Raw genomic sequence first — 20,114 nt, 5'->3', positions numbered from 1 at the left:
TTATCGATATTGGGCTAAATAATCAGCAAAACTGACGCTGCTATCTTGCTCGAGTTGCTGTTGTTGCTGCAATGACTTTTGTGACATTTCTTCAAAATAAGCCAGTGTTTCCGGGCTGAGCTGATGTGCTTCATAAACACTGCTATGTTGCTGAGCCAGATGCTGGCCAAAGTGCCACATACTGCCTTGAGTGCGTGTATCGCCCACCACCAGGGCAGATAAAGTCGCATCAACTTCATCAACCCGAATCTGCATCATTTTCATGGCATTGCTATACAGGTCGGTTGCATAGGTCTGATTGAGCAGCTCGGCCAGAGGCTGCATGCGTTGCAGATGTATGGCACACCAGTCTTCAATCGGATAGCATTGACCATCTGCCAGAATTGCAGCATTCGGCGCACGGCCACGATTTACCACTTCGGTCTGATTCTGCTCAATGATCTCCTGCTCCTCACTGAAAAGTGCTGGACTGTCCTGCAATAAACAATACAAGGCCACCACCTCCAGGAAGCCGGCGGTGTCTTCATTGATGCCAATCGGGCTATATGGATTGACATCGACTGCACGCAGCTCGACATAGGCAATCCCGCGATTTTCCAGTGCTTGAGATGGGGTTTCACCCTCTTGTGGCACCTGCTTCGGACGTACCAGACTGTAATATTCATTTTCGATTTGCAGCACATGATCATTGATCTGAGTCGGCTGGCCATCTGCTGCATTTAGTCCAAGACGACTAAAGGGTTTATACGGCGTTTTGACTGCTTTTTGCAGTCCTTCTAGATAGTCTTGCAAGTTATTATAGTGAATGCCGAGCTGTTTCTGGGCTGAGTTCTGGTAGCCAAATCGTCCCATACGCAATGCTGTCGCATAAGGGGTATACAGGGTGCCTTTTACCAAGGGCAATAGATGATGATCACGACCGGTCATAAAGCACTGGCAGACTGCCGGACTGGCACCGACCAGGAACATCACCAGTGGGGTCAGACGAATAAAGTTACGGATCAGCCCCATATAGCGGTGGCTGCGATAATCCTGCAGGCTTAAGTCCTTGAGTGCTTCATCCTGCTCCTGCTGCTGTAAGGCTTCGAACAGATGATCCGGGAAAGACAGGTTATAATGCACCCCTGAAATGGTCTGCATACGGCGACCATAACGCACCCCCAAGCCATGACGATACAAGGTTTTAAATAAGCCGATATTCGAGCTGCCATACTGCGCCAACGGAATACTTTCATCGCGGCTATCCAGCATGCAGGGCATTGACATCGGCCAGAGTTTTTCCTCATTTTCCAGATGACGATGCACAATCGCGTGAATATCAGTGAGATAGTCCAAGGCTTTTTTGATCGTGTCCTGCGGCGGCGTAATAAACTCCATTAAGGCTTCAGAATAGTCTGTGGTGATATGTGGATGAGTCAAGGCTGAACCCAAGGCACGCGGATGCCCTGCCTGTGACAGGAAACCATCACTCTGCATACGTAAGCTTTCACGCTCAATACCACGCAGCATGCCTTTGATGAGTGACGACTCTACCCAGGTCGGTAACACATTTTGGGAAGTCGGTTCAGGTTGACTCATTACAATCTCGCTTAAAGGGGCTAAACTATTAAATTAAAATCATCAGTTTAATCAGTATAACGTGATTTCTGGCCGGCACATGATAGGCCGCCTACTTTTCAGGCAAACTATTGATTTTTAATTTGGCAATTTTTTAACACAAACTTCCCCTATAAGACATGTGAAATTTGTGATTTTATAATTAAATGAGCAGAGGCAAACAATAAAGCATATGAATTATCAAGATTTTTTAGACTTCTGGTTTTCCCCGGCCGCAGAACCGAACTGGTTTGTTAAAAGCGCAGCCTTTGATGCCTTACTGGCTGAAAAGTTTAGCGTCTTGCATCGGCAGGCCGCACAAGGCGAATTATGGACCTGGCGAGAAACGCCAGCAGGCCGGGTGGCCGAAATTATTATCCTGGATCAGTTATCCCGTAATTTATATCGCAATGATCCACGTGCTTTTGCTCAAGATGGTATGGCTTTGGTTCTGGCTCAGGAAATGATCCAGTTAAAACTCGATCAAGCGCTTGATCCAGTCTACCGCCGTTTTTTATACATGCCCTTTATGCACAGTGAGTCAACACGTATCCATGAAGTGGCATTGCAGCTGTTTGAAGCGCTGGATAATCCAACTGTGTTGGACTATGAGCTAAGACATAAAGTGATTATTGACCGTTTCGGACGTTATCCGCATCGAAACCAGCTTTTAGGCCGGGAATCGACAGCGGAAGAATTAACTTTCCTGACCCAGCCAGACAGTAGTTTTTAAGAGTTTTTAAGCTCCGCTATCTGGACTGGATCATTGCATCAGGAGATCGAACATGAAATATACCCTCTGCGGGCTGGCTCTCATTGCGGTACTGGGTCTGAGTGGCTGTGCAACGACACCCTCAAAGCCTTTAAGCTTTGATCAGTTGGGCCGCTACAGTACCACGCCCCTCAACAGCAACACCTATCGGATTGGGTTTCAGGCCCGGCCCAATATGAGCTTTGGCACGGCTGAGGAAATTACCCTGCTCAAAGCCGCGCAGACCACTGTGCAAAATGGCTTTCAGTTCTTTAGAGTGCTGAATGATCCAAGTAATCGTACCCAGCAACCGCCACGTCAGGCAATCGTCTATCCGGCACCGAGCTATTATCCATATGGTTATTACCGTCGCTATCCGGGGTTCTGGCCAGACCCGTTCTATGACCGTCCTTATACTGTCACCCTGGATCCTGCTCAGGTGGCCTATACCATTGAATGCTTTAAAGCCGGTCAGGCCCCGCAAGATGCCTTTGATGCCCGCTTGATTTTACAGTCACTTGGCGCTAAATATGGTTTAAGTCCATCCGGTGCCGTGCTGCAACCCCAACCAGCCAATCCCTCCTGACAGGATCATCTATGCAGACAGACAGTATCTCCCCGAGCCTTCAACGCAGTAAACGTTTCGCGACCATCGCCCTGCTGGTTGCAGTACTGACCTGGCTGGCGCTGATGGTTGCCGCCAAACTGCTGCCCGAGTATGTCTGGCTGATTCATATTTTGATGCTCTCAGCGGAAGCAGGTGTGGTCGGTGGTCTGGCCGACTGGTATGCGATTACGGTACTGTTCCGTAATCCCTTTGGCCGTCTGCCCATTCCAAAATTTTTACGTGACCATACTGAAATCATTCCACGTAACAAGGCCCGTATTGCGGAGTCCATGGGCCGTTTTGTACAGGAAAATTTTCTTTCTCCACAAATTGTACAGCGTAGTCTGGACAATACCGACCTGAGTCTGGCCGCGGGGCGTTGGCTGGCTAATCCGCAGAATAATGCCCAGGTCACCCAGGTGATCCAGCAAACTGTGCCTAAAGTTTTCGAATTTGTCGGGCAGGAACAGATTGCCGGATTTATCCAGAATAATAGCGTGCAATGGGTCAAAAATACCCAGATCAATACCCTGGCCAGCGAGATGCTGCGTGCCGTACTCGAAAATGATTTCCATCAGGATGTACTGCAACGCGGACTAGACGTGATACATGCCTGGATGAGCTCACATCCTGAAGAAACCCGGGAACTGACCCGTAACCTGTTCAAGGAAATGGGAGTCTGGAAACTGGCCAAAGGCGCGAGCTGGATCGGAATTGATGTACAGCAACGCAGTATCGATTCCGTCATTCAGAGGGTTGAAGCGATGCTGGCCGACCCGGATCATCCTTGGCGGCTTAAAATTGAGGAAACTGGACATCACTGGATGTTGCAACTGGCCGACAATCACAGTGAAGCCAGCCAGCGTCTGAATGAAACCAAGGATGCCTTGCTCGATAGTCCGCAAGTGCTGAATTTTATCAGTGGCGCCGTGGTGATTTTATGTGATGCCATTAAAGAGGATTTGCAAAAACCGGATTCCGGTATTGCCGAGAATCTCAGAATTGCGATTCAGCAGGTGGGGGAAAATATTATCTCGAATGCTTCAGTACGTGAGCTGCTGAATAAACGTCTTAGCGGGATCGCGGTGGATCTGAGTGATCAGTACAGTGAAAAAGTGATTCGTTTCATTAGCGAGCGCATTCACGAATGGGATTCGACCGAGATGATCGACAAGATTGAAAATGAAGTCGGTGGCGACCTGCATATGATCCGGGTTAATGGTGTCGTGGTCGGTGCCTGTATCGGTCTGGTGCTCGGGATTATCCGGGCGGCGGTGGAGCATCTGATTTAAATATCATTTTATCCTGGACACAGCTTGGCTCTGCAGCAGAGCCAGGCGGTTTGAGATCTAATTAATCTGCCTTTGTCAGCGTTGTTTCAAGCAATCACTTTGGTGCTTGGGGGCCTGACATATCTACCAGCAGTCCGGTAAATTTGCGGACAAAAGGTAATAAGGTCACCACGACTGGAAAGGCAATTGCCCAGGAAATCATCCAGTTGTGAAACCAAAGTGGCATGAATCCATCAATCCAGCCTAAATTGCGCAGCATATTGATCATGGAAATGATACCACTCATCAGACCAGACAAGATAAACGGCACAATAATCAGTGCCCATTTCGCCGGAAGTTTAGGAATATTGCCAATAATGGTCGGATGTTGTTGCGAATCCACGGACTGCTCTTTTTCTATATTTTAAGATCACTAATATAAGCCAAATTTTATACTTCTGAAGGTGCATTTTTATTAAAATTGATGTTATTTTCACCCGATTGATCACATTCTCCCAAAGACCAGATTGTAAAAAATCTGTGGGGTGATCGTATAAATTTTATTCCCTAGAAATGCTTTTACCTAAAGAGCATGAAATTTGCTATATTTGCTGTTTTTCTGCGACATTTATTTTCGACTGATTATGAACACGGCAATCCAAGCAGCTCTAGAACATGCAGTGCAATCCCTTCAAGCTGAAGGTGTCCTCCCATCTGACTGGAAAAACAGCAGTAGTTTGACGCGTACCAAAGACCGAACACACGGTGATTTCGCCTCAAATATCGCGATGATTGCCTCTAAAGCTGCGGGTATGAAGCCGCGTGATTTAGCAGAAAAAATGCTTGCTGTTCTTCCTGAAGTGGCAGATATCAGCAAAGCGGAAATCGCAGGTCCTGGTTTTATTAACTTCTTCCTCAATGCAGACCAGCGCTTTGTGGTACTCGATCAAATTCAAGCACAGCAAGATGCTTATGGTCGCACCCAGGTCAATGCGGACAAACGCATTCAGGTTGAATTTGTCTCTGCCAATCCGACCTCTAGCCTGCACGTGGGTCATGGTCGTGGTGCCGCGTATGGCATGACCGTTGCCAATCTTTTAGAGGCGACTGGTGCCAAAGTAGATCGCGAATACTATGTCAATGATGCTGGCCGTCAAATGGACATTCTGGCCACTTCAACTTACCTGCGTTATTTAGAGTTAAATGGTCAGGAACTGGTCTTCCCGAAAAATGCTTACCAAGGCGACTATGTCAAAGAAATCGCGCAAAGCATTATTGACCAGGATGGCGATGCTTATGTCCGCCCGGTTGCGGATGTGTATAAAGATGTACCGGAAGATGTGCAATTCGCTGCTGAACTGGATGCAGATGGCAACAAAGTGGTGGTGTCTGGCGACAAAGAAAAGCACATTGATGGTTTGATCTTTAATTCTCAGGCGTTGATTGGTACAGGCTATCGTGTCTTCCTACAGGCAGCACTCAAAGCGATTCTGGATGATATTAAAGATGACCTGGGCGAATTTGGTGTCACTTTCAACCAATGGTTTAGCGAAGAATCATTAACCGACAAAATTGAAGAAGCCTTACAAACCTTAGATCAACGTGGTTTCCTGTACGAAAAAGATGGCAATATCTGGTTCAAGTCGACTGAATTTGGTGATGAAAAAGACCGTGTGGTGAAACGCCGTAATGGCCAGACCACCTACTTTGCCTCTGACATTGCCTATCACCTGAATAAATTACAACGTGGCTATACCGATATTATTGATATCTGGGGTTCCGATCACCACGGTTATATCGCACGTGTGAAAGCAGCGATTGATGCGATGGGCTATGACTCGAAGAAATTAACGGTGCTTCTGGTTCAGTTTGTCAGCCTGTGGCGCGGTGGCGAGATGGTACAAATGTCATCTCGTTCAGGTCAGTTCGTGACCTTGCGTGATCTGCGCAAAGAAGTCGGCAACGATGCTGCACGTTTCTACTATGTGATGCGTAAATCTGAACAACACATCGATTTCGATCTAGACTTAGCGGTGTCGCAAAGCAAAGACAACGCTGTATATTACATCCAGTATGCGCATGCCCGAATCTGCCGTATGTTAGAAAAAGCGGCCTCTACAGGCGTGAATTTTGACGCTGCGGCAGCGCGTACTCTGGCGGCCCGACTCGAGCTGGATGCTGAAACTGAAGTTCTGGCTAAACTGGCTGCCTATCCAGAAATTCTGGTGCGTGCTGCAAACAGCCATGAGCCACATCAAATCGGCAACTACCTGAAAGAGCTGGCAGCCTTGTTCCACGGCTGGTACAACGACAATAAAGTACTCGGTGATGATGCTGAACTGACTCAGGCGCGTTTACTGTTATCAGTGAACGTACGTCAGGTATTGCGTAATGGCTTAGAACTTTTAGGTGTGTCTGCGCCTGAGAGCATGTAAGCAAAGCACCGCTTTGCATGCTCGCAAGGCGAAAGCTTCGCTTGAGTAAGCATGTATAGATTGTTTTGCATGCTCGCAAGACAAAAGCTCTACTCGAGGCCACAACGAAAACTGTTGTTTTAGCTGTTCAAAAAATACCTGGCTAGATTCTGCCAGCTATTTGAAAAATAGCTCAAGTATAAATCTGGTGTGCAGTTTGATCTAAATAATGACATTTGGATCTTAATCACATAGGATGAAATAATAGTCAGGCATAACCACTGTTATGCCTTTTCTATGAGGCAACCCCATATAGAGGAAATCCCAAGTGTTTGGAAAAACGCAACGCGGTGTATCTGAAAGACCGAATAAGCCTAAAAAGCCACTGATTCCGACCTGGCTCGGCACACTCGTGATCATTTTAATCGTGTTGAGTTTTTTAATGGCACTGATGTTGTGGAAGCCATGGGAACCGGTTAAGCCTAAAACTCAAACGACTGCAGCATCTGTCCAGGAAGAAGACACCAATAAGGATTACCGTTTTTACGATTTGTTGCCACAACAACAAGTAACTCCGATTCCTGAACAGGCGGTACCTGAAGCTAAAAGACAGGATACTGTGGTGATTGTAGAAGCACCTCGACCTGAAGTTCCTGAAGCTGCAGCAAGCACTGAACCTGGCTTAGAAGTCAGCGAAGCACCGGTTGCAGCTTCGGTCAGCTATATTCTGCAAGTACGCAGTTTTGATGATCCGGATCAGGCCGATGCCCGCCGTGCGGAAATTATTCTGAATGGCCTGTCTGCTGATGTGGTCAGAAGCGTAGAAAATGGCAAAGTCTGGTATCGCGTGGTCTCAGGCCCTTATGACTCGGCTGATGCGGCACTGATTGCCCAGCAGACCTTGCAACACAGTGGCATTGATTCGATTGTGGTGAAACGCTAAAGATTTAAATGAGAAAAAGCGCCTGATGGCGCTTTTTTTGTATCCTTTCCTCTTTGGAAAAGGGTGAGGAGCATTACTCCGCAAGGGAGGATTTATATCATTCAGGATTAATCCCCCTCGATCCCCCTTTGAAAAAGGGGGAGGATACAAGAGGCTAAAATCTTTAAACCGTATGCCCCAATGCTTCACCCATATTCACCAAAGAATTGGCCTTGAACGCGGCATCCCACTGCATTTTATGTTCTTCAAATAAAATCACTGCAGTTGAACCGAGGTAGAACCTGCCCAGTTCCGCACCTTTTTCCAGGAACAGATCATGCTGGTTTAACTCGATCCGACCAGAAGGTTTAACCTTGCCAGTAGCCACCGTTTCAATACCAGCGACAATCATTGCACCCACCAAGACCACTGCCATACGGCCAATTTCAGTATCAAACAGGCAGACCATGCGTTCATTGCGAGCAAACAGGCCCGGAATGTTTTCTGCCGTGACCTGATTGACCGAGAACAGTTCCCCCGGTACATACAAGGTTTCAGTCAAAGTCCCTGCAAATGGCATATGCACACGGTGATAATCACGTGGTGACAAATATACTGTCGCAAATTCACCATTCTTGAAGGGTTCAGCCAGTTGCGGGTCAGCAATCAGCGCTTCTACAGTAAATTTTTGACCTTTGGCCTGAAACACATCGCCATTTTCAATTTTACCCAGCTGGGAAATCGCCCCATCCGCAGGTGAAACAATGCTGCTGGCATCTGGATCAACTGCACGAATCCCTTGTTTCAGGGCACGGGTAAAGAATTCATTAAATGATTTGAATTTCAAGGCATTGGCCTGTTCAGCAATCGACATATCAATGCCGTACTGTGCCTTAAAGACAGTAATTACAGCCGTTTTGATAATCGGGTTTTCGCTGGCAGCAATTTTGCCGACCACACGAGACAGGCGATGTTGCGGTACTAATCGTTGAGCTTTAATAAAAAACTGTTGTTTTAAACGTGATGTGATGCTCAAGATGGCACCTCCCCTGTAGCGATTGGACTATTGAGGCGATTGCCCCATTCACTCCACGCACCATCATAGGCTCGAATTTTCCAGCCCAGTAAACGGCCCAGAATATAGGCCAAACCTGAGCGATGATGGGACTGGCAGTACACCACAACCGGCTGAGTCAAATCAAAGCCCAGTTGTTCCAGACGCTGCTGAGTACGTGGTAAAGGCTGCAATTTTAAATGATTTTGCCGGTTAAGGGCAGTACTCCATTCAAAATGACGTGCTCCCGGAATATGACCACCGCGGCGCGCTGCCAGACGCAGGCCAGTATATTCATCTTCAGTGCGGCAATCCCACAGTTGAACTTGTTCATTTTCAATGAGCTGGTGTAATTCATCATAGCCAATCTGAAACTCTGATTTTTGCTCGAGATTGACAGGAACTAAATGACTCACCGGGCTAAATATTTCCTGATCGGACGAGGTTGGCAAACCTGCACCCAGCCAGGCATGAATCCCGCCATTCAATAGGCTGGTATTTTCAAAACCCAGACAATGCAGATTCCAGAGTAAACGCCCGGCCCATGCCCCGCCCTCATCATCATAGGCCACCACATGATGCTCAGGCGAAATATTCAGATAAGCAATGAGGACCTGCAAGCCTTCTGCATCCGGCAATAGCCCCATCGTATGCTCTTCCTGACGAACCAGCAGCTTGGGTTGTAAATGCAGGGCATGTGGAATATGCAACTGCTCATACACAGAAGCCCGGCTGAGGTCGACAATACGAAGTTTTTCATGGCCCAAATAGGGAACTAAATCTTCTGCCTCGATCAGCAGACCAAAATTAAAAGCTGAAGCTGTCATCGTTATCATGGCTATGATGGGTCAAATTGTTTTGATCTTAGCACAGCTCATTTTTACACTTATGCGGTTTCTTTTAAGATGATTAGCAGGATTTTAGATAAGTCATGCTAAAAAGCCATCTTGTATAAAAAAACCGCCCCTGTAGCGAAGCGGTTTTTAAAATTACTCATGTCTAAAATGTGCTTAAGCAGGTTCAGTGATCTCGAAAACCTGACGCAAATAAGCCAGGAAAGTATCATTATCAGTCATGGTTTTGCCTGGACTGTCCGAAATTTTTGCCACCGACTGACGGTTACATTCCACCAGTTTCAATACGATATTTAAGGGGGTTTGGCCCATGTCGTTGGTCAGGTTGGTGCCAATCCCGAAACTGACCTGAAAACGGTCTTTAAAGTATTGATGCAGTTTCCAGGCTTTTTCCAGATTCAGACCATCACTGAAAGTCAGCATTTTGGTTTTGCTGTCAATTTTCAGTTTTTTATAATGTGCATAGGCCTTGTCACCCCAAACATAGGGATCACCACTGTCATGACGCAGGCCGTCAAACAGTTTGGCAAAATACAGGTCAAAATCACGCAGGAAAGCATCCATACCGACCACATCAGTCAGGGCAATACCTAAATCACCACGATATTCCTGTACCCAGGTTTCCAGCGCAGATTTCTGGAAATTACGCAGACGCACGTCAAGCGCCTGAAATGCTTGCAGGAATTCATGCGCCATGGTGCCAATCGGGGTAATTCCCAATTCTTTCGCCAATAACACATTACTGGTACCACGGAAGACATGTGGTGCAGCCTTGTTGAATTCTTCTACCACATGCTTTTGCCATTCGAAACTATAACGGCGACGTGTCCCAAAATCCGACACTAAAAATGGCGGATCATGTGGATGTTGCGATGCATCGTATTCTTTTAATAATTGTATTTTCGCCTGTAAACGGCGCTCACCTTCAGCCAGCACTTCAGGACTACGGATCCGGCTAAAATACAGTTCATTGACAATTGCCAGTACGAAGATTTCAAACATCATCGCCTGAACCATCGGGCCTTCAACTTTAATGTCTAAACGACTTTCGCTATCGATGCTGGCTTGAATAAAACGGCGTTTCAGTTGAAACAGTTCCAGATAATCGACGAAATCACTCTTGATAAAACGCAGACTTCTTAAATATTGCAACTCGTCTTCTTTGAAGTTGAGCTGACACAACAGATCAAGTTGATGATTGAGATCATCCAGAATATCCGTCAGTGGATAGACTGTATCTTCCAGATTACGACAACGAAAATGGTAGACACTATGCGTTTGCGGAAACTTGTGTAATACCACTTGTAACATGGTGAATTTGTACAAGTCAGTATCTAACAGGGAACGGATAATTGGAGCCATAACTAAGGAAATATCGCTGTGCTTATCTCAACATTAAAGCATAAAATTTTATGCAATATTGCAGGATTTACGTACAGCTAGCTGAATTCGCGACAAAAGTATCAGAGTATAAGGGGTATTATTTCGGCAACTGGCCTGGGGTTTTCCCCTGTTCTTGAATAATTTTCTGCAGCTGTTTTTCCTGACCAATCACCTTGGCAAATTCGGCTGTGGTCTTTTGCCCGGTCTGCTTGGCTTGGGCATCACAGTCGACCTGACGCAGCTGTTTGGCAATCGCAAATTCCATTTTAAACAGTGCCCCCATCAATGCGGTATTGCCTTTATTGTCGCGGGCGCAGCGATCAGCCCCATGATTGAGCAAGGTCGTCACAATAGTTTGATGGCCATAATAGGTCGCCATCATCAGTGGGGTAAAACCGGCACTATTGCGTACATCAACCGGAAAACCATACTTTAGAAATTCATGAATCACTTCGTCATTGCCGGTTTTGGCTGCGGCAAAAAACAATGCAACTAATTCCTGTTGTGAGCTCATCTGAACATTTTCCACAGTTTTAGCGGGGGAGGAGATCTCCTTGGCGGTGGCCACGTTTGCGAACATGGAACCTATCGCGAGAATACTGGCTAAAACTGCATGCTGCATAGCTTTCATGATGAACTCCTAACAGAAATCAAATAGAGACATGAATCGAAAATGATTCTATTCAGATTAGATAAGATGAGTAAAACGGAGTGCCTGTAGAACTCCCCCTAGGGTGCAGGAAAGGTTTGGAGTTCTACAGGACTTTGCGGAGGTGAATTCTTAAACCCTAGTCACCAATCCTGATCGACCAATCGAAATCAGTCTTTAAGTTGGGCTGCTTTGGCTTTGACCGTTGCGATGTTGCCATTTACCGCTTTGGTCATACGTGTACCGTAGTCGGCATCTGCCTTGTAGAAATAAGACAACATGATGTGCTTGGTTTCTGAATCTTTTACTGCACCTAAGTCCGCAGCCAGGTTCATAATCAGGTCATCTTTCTCTTTGGCAGTATACGAGCGGTACAGCTCACCTGCCTGCTTGAAGTTCTGCTCTTTCACACCGATTTGCTGTACATGACCCGATAATGGTGTTTGTACCGCACGTGCTTTTGCAGTCGCAGCTTTTGGCTCTTTGCGGCTTGGCTCATAGTTCACATCCGAGTCACGCTCAGATACGTTCATATAACCTTCCTGGTTGTTGTTATTTACAGCAACCACTGGACGGTTCACCGGAAGTTGCTGGTGATTCACACCCAGACGGTACATTTGCGTATCTGAGTAAGAGAAGATACGGCCTTGTAGCAGACGGTCTTCCGATGGCTCAATACCCGGAACCAGATTACCTGGTGCAAATGCCGACTGTTCAGTCTCATTGAAGAAGTTCTTTGGCATGCGGTTCAGGGTCAATGTCCCCACTTTCACTTCTGGAACTAAGTCAGTTGGCCAGATCTTGGTGGGATCAAGTGGATCAAAATCAAACTTGCCGAGATCTTTTGGATCCAGTACCTGGATATGCAGATCCCATTTCGGGAAGTTGCCGGCATAAATGTTGTTATAAAGATCATTGGTCAAGTGATTGAAGTCTTTGCCCTGTTGCACGGCAGCTTCTTTCACATTCAGCCCCTTCACGCCTTGTTGCGAGCGGAAGTTGAATTTCACATATTTGTATTCGCCCTTGTCGTTATATAGCTTGTAAGCATGTACCCCGAAACCGTCCTGTTCGCGGTAGCTGGTGGGCACACCTTGTTTGCCGTACACATAAGTCAGCATGTTGGTAGCCCATGGCTGGCTCGACAGGAAGTCAAACACACGGTTGGCATCTTGTACGTTTGTCACCGGGCTTGGCTTCATTGCATGAATGAAGTCCGGGAATTTGATCGCATCACGGATGAAGAATACCGGTGTCTGGTTACCGACCAGATCCCAATTCCCTTCTTGAGTATAGAACTTGATCGCGAAACCGTGTGGGTCACGCAGGGTTTCCGGTGAACCTTTACCATGAATTACCGTAGACATACGGACAAAAACTGGAGTTTTAGTACCGGTCTTGAATAGAGAAGCAATTGTTAAGTCAGACAGGTCTTTAGTTGCAACGAATTCACCATACGCCCCTGTACCACGCGCATGTACCACACGCTCCGGAATACGCTCACGACCAAAACGTTGTAGTTTTTGTACCAATTGAACGTCTTGAAGCAAGACTGAACCATTTGGGCCTGCTGTGATTGAGTTCTGGTTATCACCGACTGGCGCACCATTGTCTTTAGTTAGAGGAGCAGCTTGTGTGGCTGTGACAGTTGCAAGCATTGCAACCAGTAATGAACGCTTAAACATTTCTAAATCTCTCAATTTATTACCTTTCCTGCAGGTGCTAAGATATATAAAAACTAAAAATTGTTAAAACAGATTATTTTTATTACTTCAATCGTTTTAATGAATTTATAAAAATTAATCAATTGATTTTCAAATATTTAAAACTCATAAAAATCAGTCTCTGATACTGCTTCAGGTTTTATTCTTGTTACAATCACGCCCATCTATCGTTATCAGTCAATATGTAAAATGCGTGCCTTATTACAAAGAGTTTTAGAAGCTAAAGTCATGGTCGAGGGTGAAACCACGGGCGAAATAAATAAAGGAATTCTGGTTTTTCTGGGCCTGGGCAAGGACGACAATCTGGAAAAAGGTAAAAAGCTGATTGATAAGATATTGAAATACCGATTCTTTGATGATGAACAAGGCAAAATGGGCTGGAATGTCGGTCAGGCCGGAGGTGGTTTACTGCTGGTTTCGCAATTTACCCTGATGGCGCAAACCCAAAAAGGTTTACGTCCAGATTTTGGCCCTGCCATGCCACCTGCTGCTGCAAAAGAGCTGTATGAGCAACTGGTTGACTATGCAAAGTCACAATTTGAACATGTACAAACTGGTATTTTTGCAGCGGATATGAAAGTACATTTGGTCAATGATGGGCCGGTGACCTTTAATTTAGAAGTTGAATAGCGACATTATTTTCCACATTAAAAAGCCCTCAGATTCAGTAATCGAGATCAGGCAGGAAACTGTCTGGTTTTTTATTATTGTTATTCATAATGATATGGGGTAGCTGGAAACCTCATCCCCAACGGTCTGGGGCATCAGGTGTATTGTACCGCAAGATTAGAAAATAATTGTTTCTGCAAAAGATTTAAAAAATTAAGGAGCTTAGATCTAAACTCCCTAACTGACTGGCATTACCCAGATTGAAACTGGCTGAATCCTGCCCTCAGCCCTCCTTGAAAAAGGAGAGGAAGTCAGGAGCAGAGTTTTATTTACCCGTTTTTTCTTTAATAAACGCCCGGGCAAATTTAATTTTTTCTTTGACCGGTTTGGGCAATTTGGGTGGAATCATCTTCGCCACCTGGTTAAACCAGACCAGCAGGCCAAAGTCACCTTCCATTTTGATGGTGCCACTTTGCATACCGGTCATGAATGCTGTCGGGTCACCTTTGACCAAGGTCTTTACACCCTGTTCACTATCAGCAAACTGCAATACAAAATCTGCTTTCTCTGCATCACCTGAAACCGTCTCAATCTGGCCATTATTGACAATGATCTGACGTGCCATACCTTCATCTGTGCCAATCTGGATCCGGAATTGACGCTCATGTACCAGTTCAATAAATTTTGGGCTGGTACGTGCCAATTGCTTCATACGTAAAGCCAGACCCGCGACCAACAAGTCCAGTGGATCTGTACTCATATCAATAAGAGGAAGTTTTAACACAGGAATGGACGACAGTTTCATGGAGGATGCCTATTCTAATTGTACGAAAATTGACAAATATCCTAGCATAATTCTTGGCTAGGTTGATTAAGCAGTTTGTATCATATTTCTAAGCTAAAAAATGCACCCGTGGGTGCATTTTTTCTTTGCGATTTGTAGACTTAACGGCTCGAAAGCTGCTGCTGATCATCTTCATAGACTGGCGTATGTTCGATACAACGGCGTTTTGCCAAGGCACGCTCTGCACGACGGTCTTCACGCAATAATAAGAAAGTGACCACCATCATGACTGCTGTCAATGCACTCAGATAGCTATAGGTCATTGGCAGATCAAACCAGGCTTGTGTGCCTACACGAATCATCTCAATCAAGCCCCAGACCAACATCCCGGCTGCCATAAAACTCAACCAGCGACGATAAGGCGAGAAGAACACAGCAACTACAGCTGCAGCGACTAAACTGAAGCCCACGATCGTTGCTAAATTCGCTGTTACCATATAAACCCCTCCATCCAAATAGATAGTTTGCCTGTTTGATATTGCAACGGTTCTATCTATTGAATTTCGTTCAATCAATAAAATGGAATCTGTTGATTTGTATCTCTATGCCTGCATTATGCTGAGTTTTTTGCATAAAAAAAGTCCTGTGATCTGGTCTCACGACATACTTTGTCGCGATATTATATTGTCATTACATTTTTTGCTTTTGGCATTTTTGTGGATCAATGACTGCGTCAATGTTGGCGTGTCATTACAAAATTATCAGGGCTGTTATTGACTGAAAAAATTATTTTTCCGTTTAAGATGATCGATGTTTTTATAGTCAACCTTCTCTGCTGGCTTGGTCACCCTGGTTCAAAGGCAATCAAAAAACGCGACCCTGAGGTCGCGTTTATTCTATCAAAAATAGTGTTTATGCCTGATTCAGGTCTTTATCGTGTACCCCGAGCAGATACAGCACGCCATCCAGACCGACACTGGAAATCGCCTGCGTGGCATTTTGACGCACCAGTGGCTTGGCACGGAAAGCCACACCGAGTCCTGCAATCGATAACATTGGCAAGTCATTGGCACCATCACCGACTGCAATGGTCTGTTCCAGTGAAATTCCCATCTCTTTGGCAATTTCGCCAAGCAATAAAGCTTTGCGCGCGCCATCGACAATATGACCTTTGACTTCACCCGTGACTACACCATCCTGAACATCAAGCGCATTGGCATGCACTTCATCAATATCCAGTTTGCCTTGCAGATATTCGGCAAAGTACTGAAAACCACCCGACAGAATTGCAGTACGGTAACCCAATGCTTTTAAAGTCGAAATCAGGCGTTCAGCACCCTCGGTAATGGTCAGGCGCTCGGCAATTTTCGGCAGTACCGATGCATCCATGCCTTTCAATAAAGCCACACGGGCACGGAAACTGGCCTGAAAATCAAGTTCACCTTGCATGGCGCGTTCAGTAATTTGAGCAACCTGCGCACCGACCCCTGCTTCAATCGCCAGTTCATCAATCACTTCCTGTTCGATCAGGGTCGAGTCCATATCAAAGCAGACCAGACGGCGGTTACGGCGATAGGCATTGTCTTCCTGAACCGCAACATCGACATTCAGTTCACTGGATAAACGCAAACAGGCAGCACGCATGGCTGCGGCATCCAGCATTTGTCCTTTTAAACCAAATTCGATACAGGCACGTTTCGGACCGGTACTGCTGCCATCCAGGGCCGGACGGCCAGACAGACGGGTTACGGTTTCAATATTAAAACCCTGAGCCGAGACAATCTGGGTCACGGCCTGCAAATGAGAGGCATTTAATTCAGGGGCCAATGCCGTTACGATATAACGTGTGCGCCCACCCTCTTTGACCCACTGATCATATTCAGTCGCAGAGATCGGTTTAAAGCGCACAGTTAACCCGATATCATGTGCTAGAATCAGGATTTCCTTCATGGCTAATGCTGTCGCCGTCTGGTCATCAGACGCTACAACAATACCTAAGGTTAACTGATTATGAATAACCGCTTGCCCCACATCTAAAATCTGTAGGGAATGGGCGGACAAAACCTGCATTAATCGTGTAAATTGATTAGGCTGGTCAGGTCCTAAAAATGATATAAGAATGATTTCTCGCATGAATTGACTCGGGTCTGAGCTACAACTATTGTTAGAATCATAATCGAAATTGAACAGAATTGCCTTGGAAGTTTACGTTGAATGCGCCTAGACAAGGGCTATTTGCTAGCCTATTGATTGTAAGTTTTGCTCTGCATACCTTTTTACTGGTATTGGCAACCACTCACCAACTGAATGAAAACCGCACCAGTCAGGGGCAGCTGATCACCAGTCAACTGGTGACAGACAGCCTGTCCGAGCTGGAACCGGCCAATCGTGTTTCCCTGGCTTTGCTGGCAAATCGTTATGCGACCAACCCGAGTGTGGCTTCGATTCGAATTCTGGATGCGAAAGGTCAGGTTTTAGCCACCGGTGGACTGACCAAAACTCGTGATGGTGAAGTTTTTGTCCGTGATGCACTGCAAAACGAGAAAAAAGTTGGTCTGATTGAAATCACCCTGATTGAGCCAAGTATGGGTGAAATTCTGCGGACGCAATGGTTGGCGATTCTGTTCTCTTTCATTATTCATGCTTTGATTTGGGTGGCATACCGCGCGATCGCGCGTCCTAGCCGAACCGAATATCTGGCACGCATTAACAACGAATCCCGTTTGAAATTCGAGATTCAGACCCTGACCCAAGCTCTGGAACAGGAAAAGCACAATGCTGCACTGGCCATTGCCCAAGCCCAGCAGGCAGTAAAAAATAAAGCCAAAGAAAAAGAACATAAGCCAGCTGTACTAGAAAGCGATAGCCTGAGCTTGAATATCCAGTTCTATGATCCAAAACAGTTACTCGATAGCGTGAATAAAACCGTATCGGTGCCTTATTTCAACCTGTGTCAGATTTTCCTGAATAAAGCCACTGAACTCTGTGTGCAGCGCTACAAACTGAATGGCAGTGATATTAGTACTGTGCATAAATTTGATGAAAAAGGTGCCACTATCAGCATTGCGGCAGACAAGCCAAATGCCTTGGCCTGCCTGACCATGATCAGTGCGGTATTCCAGTTACTCTCGGAAGTACTGTATAAACGCTATCGTGAAGAAAAACGTTTTGTACTACAAACCCGTAGTGCAATTGCGTCTAAAGTCGAGGAGATGCAGCTCAGCTCGGTGCAGGCCTCTGAGCGTCTTAGCCAGCACTTGGTCGCAAAAGAAAGTGCCTTACATGTCCCGAATAGCTTGCTGAAAGATGTGAGCGAACATTTCCAGCTGGTGAGCATGCCGAATCCAACCAATGTCCTGACCCGTCATGCCTTTGTAGTGAATGGCATGGATGCAGAAACGGCTGAACTGGCACAGACTTTTAGAACCGAGATTTTAAAATCCAAACAGTCCAAAGCCTCATAAAGGTTGTACAGTACAAAGCCCGACTTTAAATCGGGCTTTTTTATGCGCAGAATTTTCAAGCTGTTACTGGTCAAGTTTTATTATTCAGCGCCTTGCAGCAATTAAAATCACTGCCGCATTTTAAAACTCTAGCTGTCTGTATCCAGATTTTGCTTTGGCTCTAATGTCGTTGCCCTGCTTTTGGCTGCCCAATAGGTGGCCAGAGCTGGCCCTGAAATATTGTGCCATAAGCTAAAGATCGCACTGGGCAAAGCCGTAAGTGGAGAAGCTGCAAAATGGGTCGCAGCCAAAGCCACACCCAGACCCGAATTCTGCATTCCCACCTCAATCGATACCGCACGACAGTCTATTTCCGCCAGCTTAAAGATACGACTGGCCCAATAACCCAGCAAATAACCGAGACCATTATGCAAGGCCACAACTCCCAAGATCAATAATCCGGATTGCAGAATCTGAGCTTTGCTGCCGGCAATAATCGCTGCCACAATCGCGACAATGGCAATCACAGAAATCAGCGGCATCACCTGAATATAGGCATTTACTTTTTGCTTGAGCAGGCCCCGTACAATCAAGCCCAGAAGAATTGGAAATAGCACCACTTGTAGAATCGACACCAGCATGGATAAGGCATTGATCTCGATCCATTGGCTGGCCAAGAGATAAAAAATCGCAGGGGTCAGAATCGGAGCCAATAAGGTTGAGACGGAAGTACAGGCCACAGACAGAGCAGTATTGCCTTTGGCCATATAGGTAATGACATTGGAGGCAGTACCACCCGGACAGCAACCGACCAGTATCACCCCGATCGCAATTTCCGGCGGCAACTGGAACAATTGACACAAGAGAAAAGCCAGACCCGGCATCACTACAAACTGGGCCACGACCCCAATCCCGACAGCTTTCGGACTTTGTAGCACACTTTTAAAATCGCCTACGGTCATGGTCATGCCCATACCAAACATGATGATGCCCAGCATCCATGGAATATAAGCGCGTAACCAGACAAAGCCCTCGGGCAGCATTAAGGCAATGCCGGAAAACAGCAGCACCCATAAAGCAAAGGTTTTTTGGACAAATTGGCTAAACTGGAGCAAGGCTGACATGGGGTTCATCCAGGGGTACAAAGGCAGAATAATAACAAGATAAAACAGGCATCTCTCAATACCAGAAATCTGAAGATTTAAATGCGCCGAAGATCAAATAAATATCCGAAGCGCATCATGATAAAATTTTAAACCGGCTGAACGATATCTTTGGTATAGATGCGTTTTACCCCATGCGCCAGCATATCTTGCCAGGCATGTTGCAAGGAACCATTCAGATCAATGCCCTTGCTGGCATCGGCAATGACATAGGTCTTAAAGCCCAGTTTGCAGGCATCGATGGCGGTCCAAGCCACACAGAAATCGGTAGCAATCCCAACCACAAATACCGTATCAATACCACGTTCACGCAGATAGCCGGCCAAACCGGTTGTGGTTTTCTGATCTGCTTCCATAAAGGCGGAATAACTGTCAATCCGGGAATCAAAACCCTTGCGGATAATCAGTTGCGCTTGCGGTAAATTTAAATCCGGATGCAACTCGGCATCTACTGTCCCCTGCACACAATGCTTTGGCCATAAAACCTGAGTGCCATAATCCAGCTGAATGCTGTCATAAGCCGCTTTAGCGGGGTGATTGTCTGCAAAAGAAATATGGTTTTCTGGATGCCAGTCCTGCGTCAGGATAATATTTTGAAAATACTGCCCCAATAAATTGATATTGGGGATAATCTGGTCAGCATTGGCCACTGCCAGATTACCCCCTGGGGTAAATCCTCTTTGTACATCTACGACCAGCAAAGCGATATTATTTTGCATGTATTTTCATCCATTGAAATCTCGATTTATGTCCAAGCATAGCGCAAATTGTTATCGGATTTTTAGAGCGACTGCTAAAAACCCTGTGACTGCATATTCTGATTCTGCCTGTTTTTAACCGCACTGCGGATTTGATTCCTTGAATTTTAAACACAAAAAAGCCTGCAAAAG

19 protein-coding genes are annotated in these 20,114 nt (G+C 46.0%); 7 read left to right on the top strand and 12 right to left on the bottom strand.

All coding sequences use genetic code 11. The features are described from left to right. Positions 1–1,578, bottom strand: a complete 1,578-nt coding sequence (gshA, locus tag LOZ91_RS05420; protein WP_100354953.1) for a glutamate--cysteine ligase — start codon at positions 1,576–1,578, stop codon at positions 1–3. 211 nt (positions 1,579–1,789) lie between these two features. On the opposite strand from gshA, the gene LOZ91_RS05415 reads away from it, so the two are divergent. Genes LOZ91_RS05415 through LOZ91_RS05405 form a run of 3 tightly spaced genes read left to right on the top strand, consistent with a single transcriptional unit; the run spans position 1,790 to position 4,246 of the window. Then, positions 1,790–2,329 carry a DUF924 family protein gene (locus tag LOZ91_RS05415; protein ID WP_074383840.1) on the top strand — a complete coding sequence of 180 codons (540 nt, stop codon included), beginning with the start codon at positions 1,790–1,792 and terminating at the stop codon, positions 2,327–2,329. 52 nt (positions 2,330–2,381) lie between these two features. Further along, positions 2,382–2,933: a hypothetical protein gene (locus tag LOZ91_RS05410; RefSeq protein WP_244782768.1), complete on the top strand. Its 552-nt coding sequence runs from the start codon at positions 2,382–2,384 to the stop codon at positions 2,931–2,933. Positions 2,934–2,944: 11 nt separating this feature from the next. Continuing rightward, the gene (locus LOZ91_RS05405; RefSeq protein ID WP_244782767.1) at positions 2,945–4,246 is read left to right on the top strand and encodes a DUF445 domain-containing protein; all 1,302 of its coding nucleotides are present in this window, start codon (positions 2,945–2,947) and stop codon (positions 4,244–4,246) included. A gap of 94 nt (positions 4,247–4,340) precedes the next feature. Here the strand turns inward: LOZ91_RS05405 and LOZ91_RS05400 are convergent, their stop codons facing one another. Continuing rightward, on the bottom strand, positions 4,341–4,628 hold the full coding sequence (locus tag LOZ91_RS05400) for a DUF2798 domain-containing protein (protein ID WP_005173318.1): 288 nt from the start codon (positions 4,626–4,628) through the stop codon (positions 4,341–4,343). A 241-nt stretch (positions 4,629–4,869) separates the two neighbouring features. Between LOZ91_RS05400 and argS the strand changes: the two genes are divergently transcribed. Continuing rightward, a complete protein-coding gene (gene argS, locus LOZ91_RS05395) occupies positions 4,870–6,660 on the top strand; it encodes an arginine--tRNA ligase (protein WP_005173319.1) in 1,791 nt (596 codons plus the stop codon). Between the two features lie 307 nt (positions 6,661–6,967). Further along, complete coding sequence (locus LOZ91_RS05390; protein WP_005173320.1) at positions 6,968–7,582, top strand: SPOR domain-containing protein; 615 nt, start codon at positions 6,968–6,970, stop codon at positions 7,580–7,582. A 163-nt stretch (positions 7,583–7,745) separates the two neighbouring features. On the opposite strand, the gene asd is transcribed toward LOZ91_RS05390, so the two are convergent. The 5 genes from asd to LOZ91_RS05365 all read right to left on the bottom strand — a co-directional run bounded on the left by asd (position 7,746) and on the right by LOZ91_RS05365 (position 13,186). Next, the gene (gene asd / locus LOZ91_RS05385; protein WP_244782766.1) at positions 7,746–8,597 is read right to left on the bottom strand and encodes an archaetidylserine decarboxylase; all 852 of its coding nucleotides are present in this window, start codon (positions 8,595–8,597) and stop codon (positions 7,746–7,748) included. Further along, positions 8,594–9,442, bottom strand: a complete 849-nt coding sequence (locus LOZ91_RS05380; RefSeq protein ID WP_225554267.1) for a rhodanese-like domain-containing protein — start codon at positions 9,440–9,442, stop codon at positions 8,594–8,596. Before LOZ91_RS05380 ends, asd begins: the two co-directional genes overlap by 4 nt. Before the next feature lie 183 nt (positions 9,443–9,625). Continuing rightward, complete coding sequence (pncB, locus tag LOZ91_RS05375; protein WP_244782765.1) at positions 9,626–10,831, bottom strand: nicotinate phosphoribosyltransferase; 1,206 nt, start codon at positions 10,829–10,831, stop codon at positions 9,626–9,628. Positions 10,832–10,949: 118 nt separating this feature from the next. Next, positions 10,950–11,483: an ankyrin repeat domain-containing protein gene (locus LOZ91_RS05370; protein ID WP_180050754.1), complete on the bottom strand. Its 534-nt coding sequence runs from the start codon at positions 11,481–11,483 to the stop codon at positions 10,950–10,952. Positions 11,484–11,671: 188 nt separating this feature from the next. Beyond that, positions 11,672–13,186: a catalase gene (locus LOZ91_RS05365; RefSeq protein WP_244782764.1), complete on the bottom strand. Its 1,515-nt coding sequence runs from the start codon at positions 13,184–13,186 to the stop codon at positions 11,672–11,674. A 228-nt stretch (positions 13,187–13,414) separates the two neighbouring features. Here LOZ91_RS05365 and dtd point away from each other — a divergent pair, with 228 nt between their 5' ends. After that, positions 13,415–13,855, top strand: a complete 441-nt coding sequence (gene dtd, locus LOZ91_RS05360; protein WP_005173326.1) for a D-aminoacyl-tRNA deacylase — start codon at positions 13,415–13,417, stop codon at positions 13,853–13,855. 304 nt (positions 13,856–14,159) lie between these two features. On the opposite strand, the gene LOZ91_RS05355 is transcribed toward dtd, so the two are convergent. The 3 genes from LOZ91_RS05355 to serB form a co-directional block, all read right to left on the bottom strand. Next, on the bottom strand, positions 14,160–14,639 hold the full coding sequence (locus tag LOZ91_RS05355; protein ID WP_005173328.1) for an SCP2 sterol-binding domain-containing protein: 480 nt from the start codon (positions 14,637–14,639) through the stop codon (positions 14,160–14,162). A gap of 140 nt (positions 14,640–14,779) precedes the next feature. After that, positions 14,780–15,115 carry a ciprofloxacin tolerance protein AciT gene (gene aciT / locus LOZ91_RS05350; RefSeq protein WP_074383829.1) on the bottom strand — a complete coding sequence of 112 codons (336 nt, stop codon included), beginning with the start codon at positions 15,113–15,115 and terminating at the stop codon, positions 14,780–14,782. Positions 15,116–15,530: 415 nt separating this feature from the next. Next, positions 15,531–16,751 (bottom strand): phosphoserine phosphatase SerB, encoded by a 1,221-nt coding sequence (serB, locus tag LOZ91_RS05345; protein ID WP_180085550.1) that lies wholly within the window; start codon positions 16,749–16,751, stop codon positions 15,531–15,533. A 77-nt stretch (positions 16,752–16,828) separates the two neighbouring features. On the opposite strand from serB, the gene LOZ91_RS05340 reads away from it, so the two are divergent. Next, positions 16,829–18,082 (top strand): hypothetical protein, encoded by a 1,254-nt coding sequence (locus LOZ91_RS05340; RefSeq protein WP_005173336.1) that lies wholly within the window; start codon positions 16,829–16,831, stop codon positions 18,080–18,082. 128 nt (positions 18,083–18,210) lie between these two features. Here the strand turns inward: LOZ91_RS05340 and LOZ91_RS05335 are convergent, their stop codons facing one another. Beyond that, positions 18,211–19,185 (bottom strand): bile acid:sodium symporter family protein, encoded by a 975-nt coding sequence (locus LOZ91_RS05335; protein WP_180001042.1) that lies wholly within the window; start codon positions 19,183–19,185, stop codon positions 18,211–18,213. A gap of 128 nt (positions 19,186–19,313) precedes the next feature. After that, positions 19,314–19,943, bottom strand: a complete 630-nt coding sequence (gene pncA, locus LOZ91_RS05330) for a bifunctional nicotinamidase/pyrazinamidase (protein WP_005173338.1) — start codon at positions 19,941–19,943, stop codon at positions 19,314–19,316. Between the last annotated feature and the right edge of the window lie 171 nt (positions 19,944–20,114).

This window comes from Acinetobacter sp. F-1, from assembly GCF_022869025.1.
Classification (GTDB): domain Bacteria; phylum Pseudomonadota; class Gammaproteobacteria; order Pseudomonadales; family Moraxellaceae; genus Acinetobacter; species Acinetobacter pseudolwoffii.
Note: the sequence above shows the minus strand (reverse complement) of the source record. Positions and strands in the feature narration are given on the sequence as shown.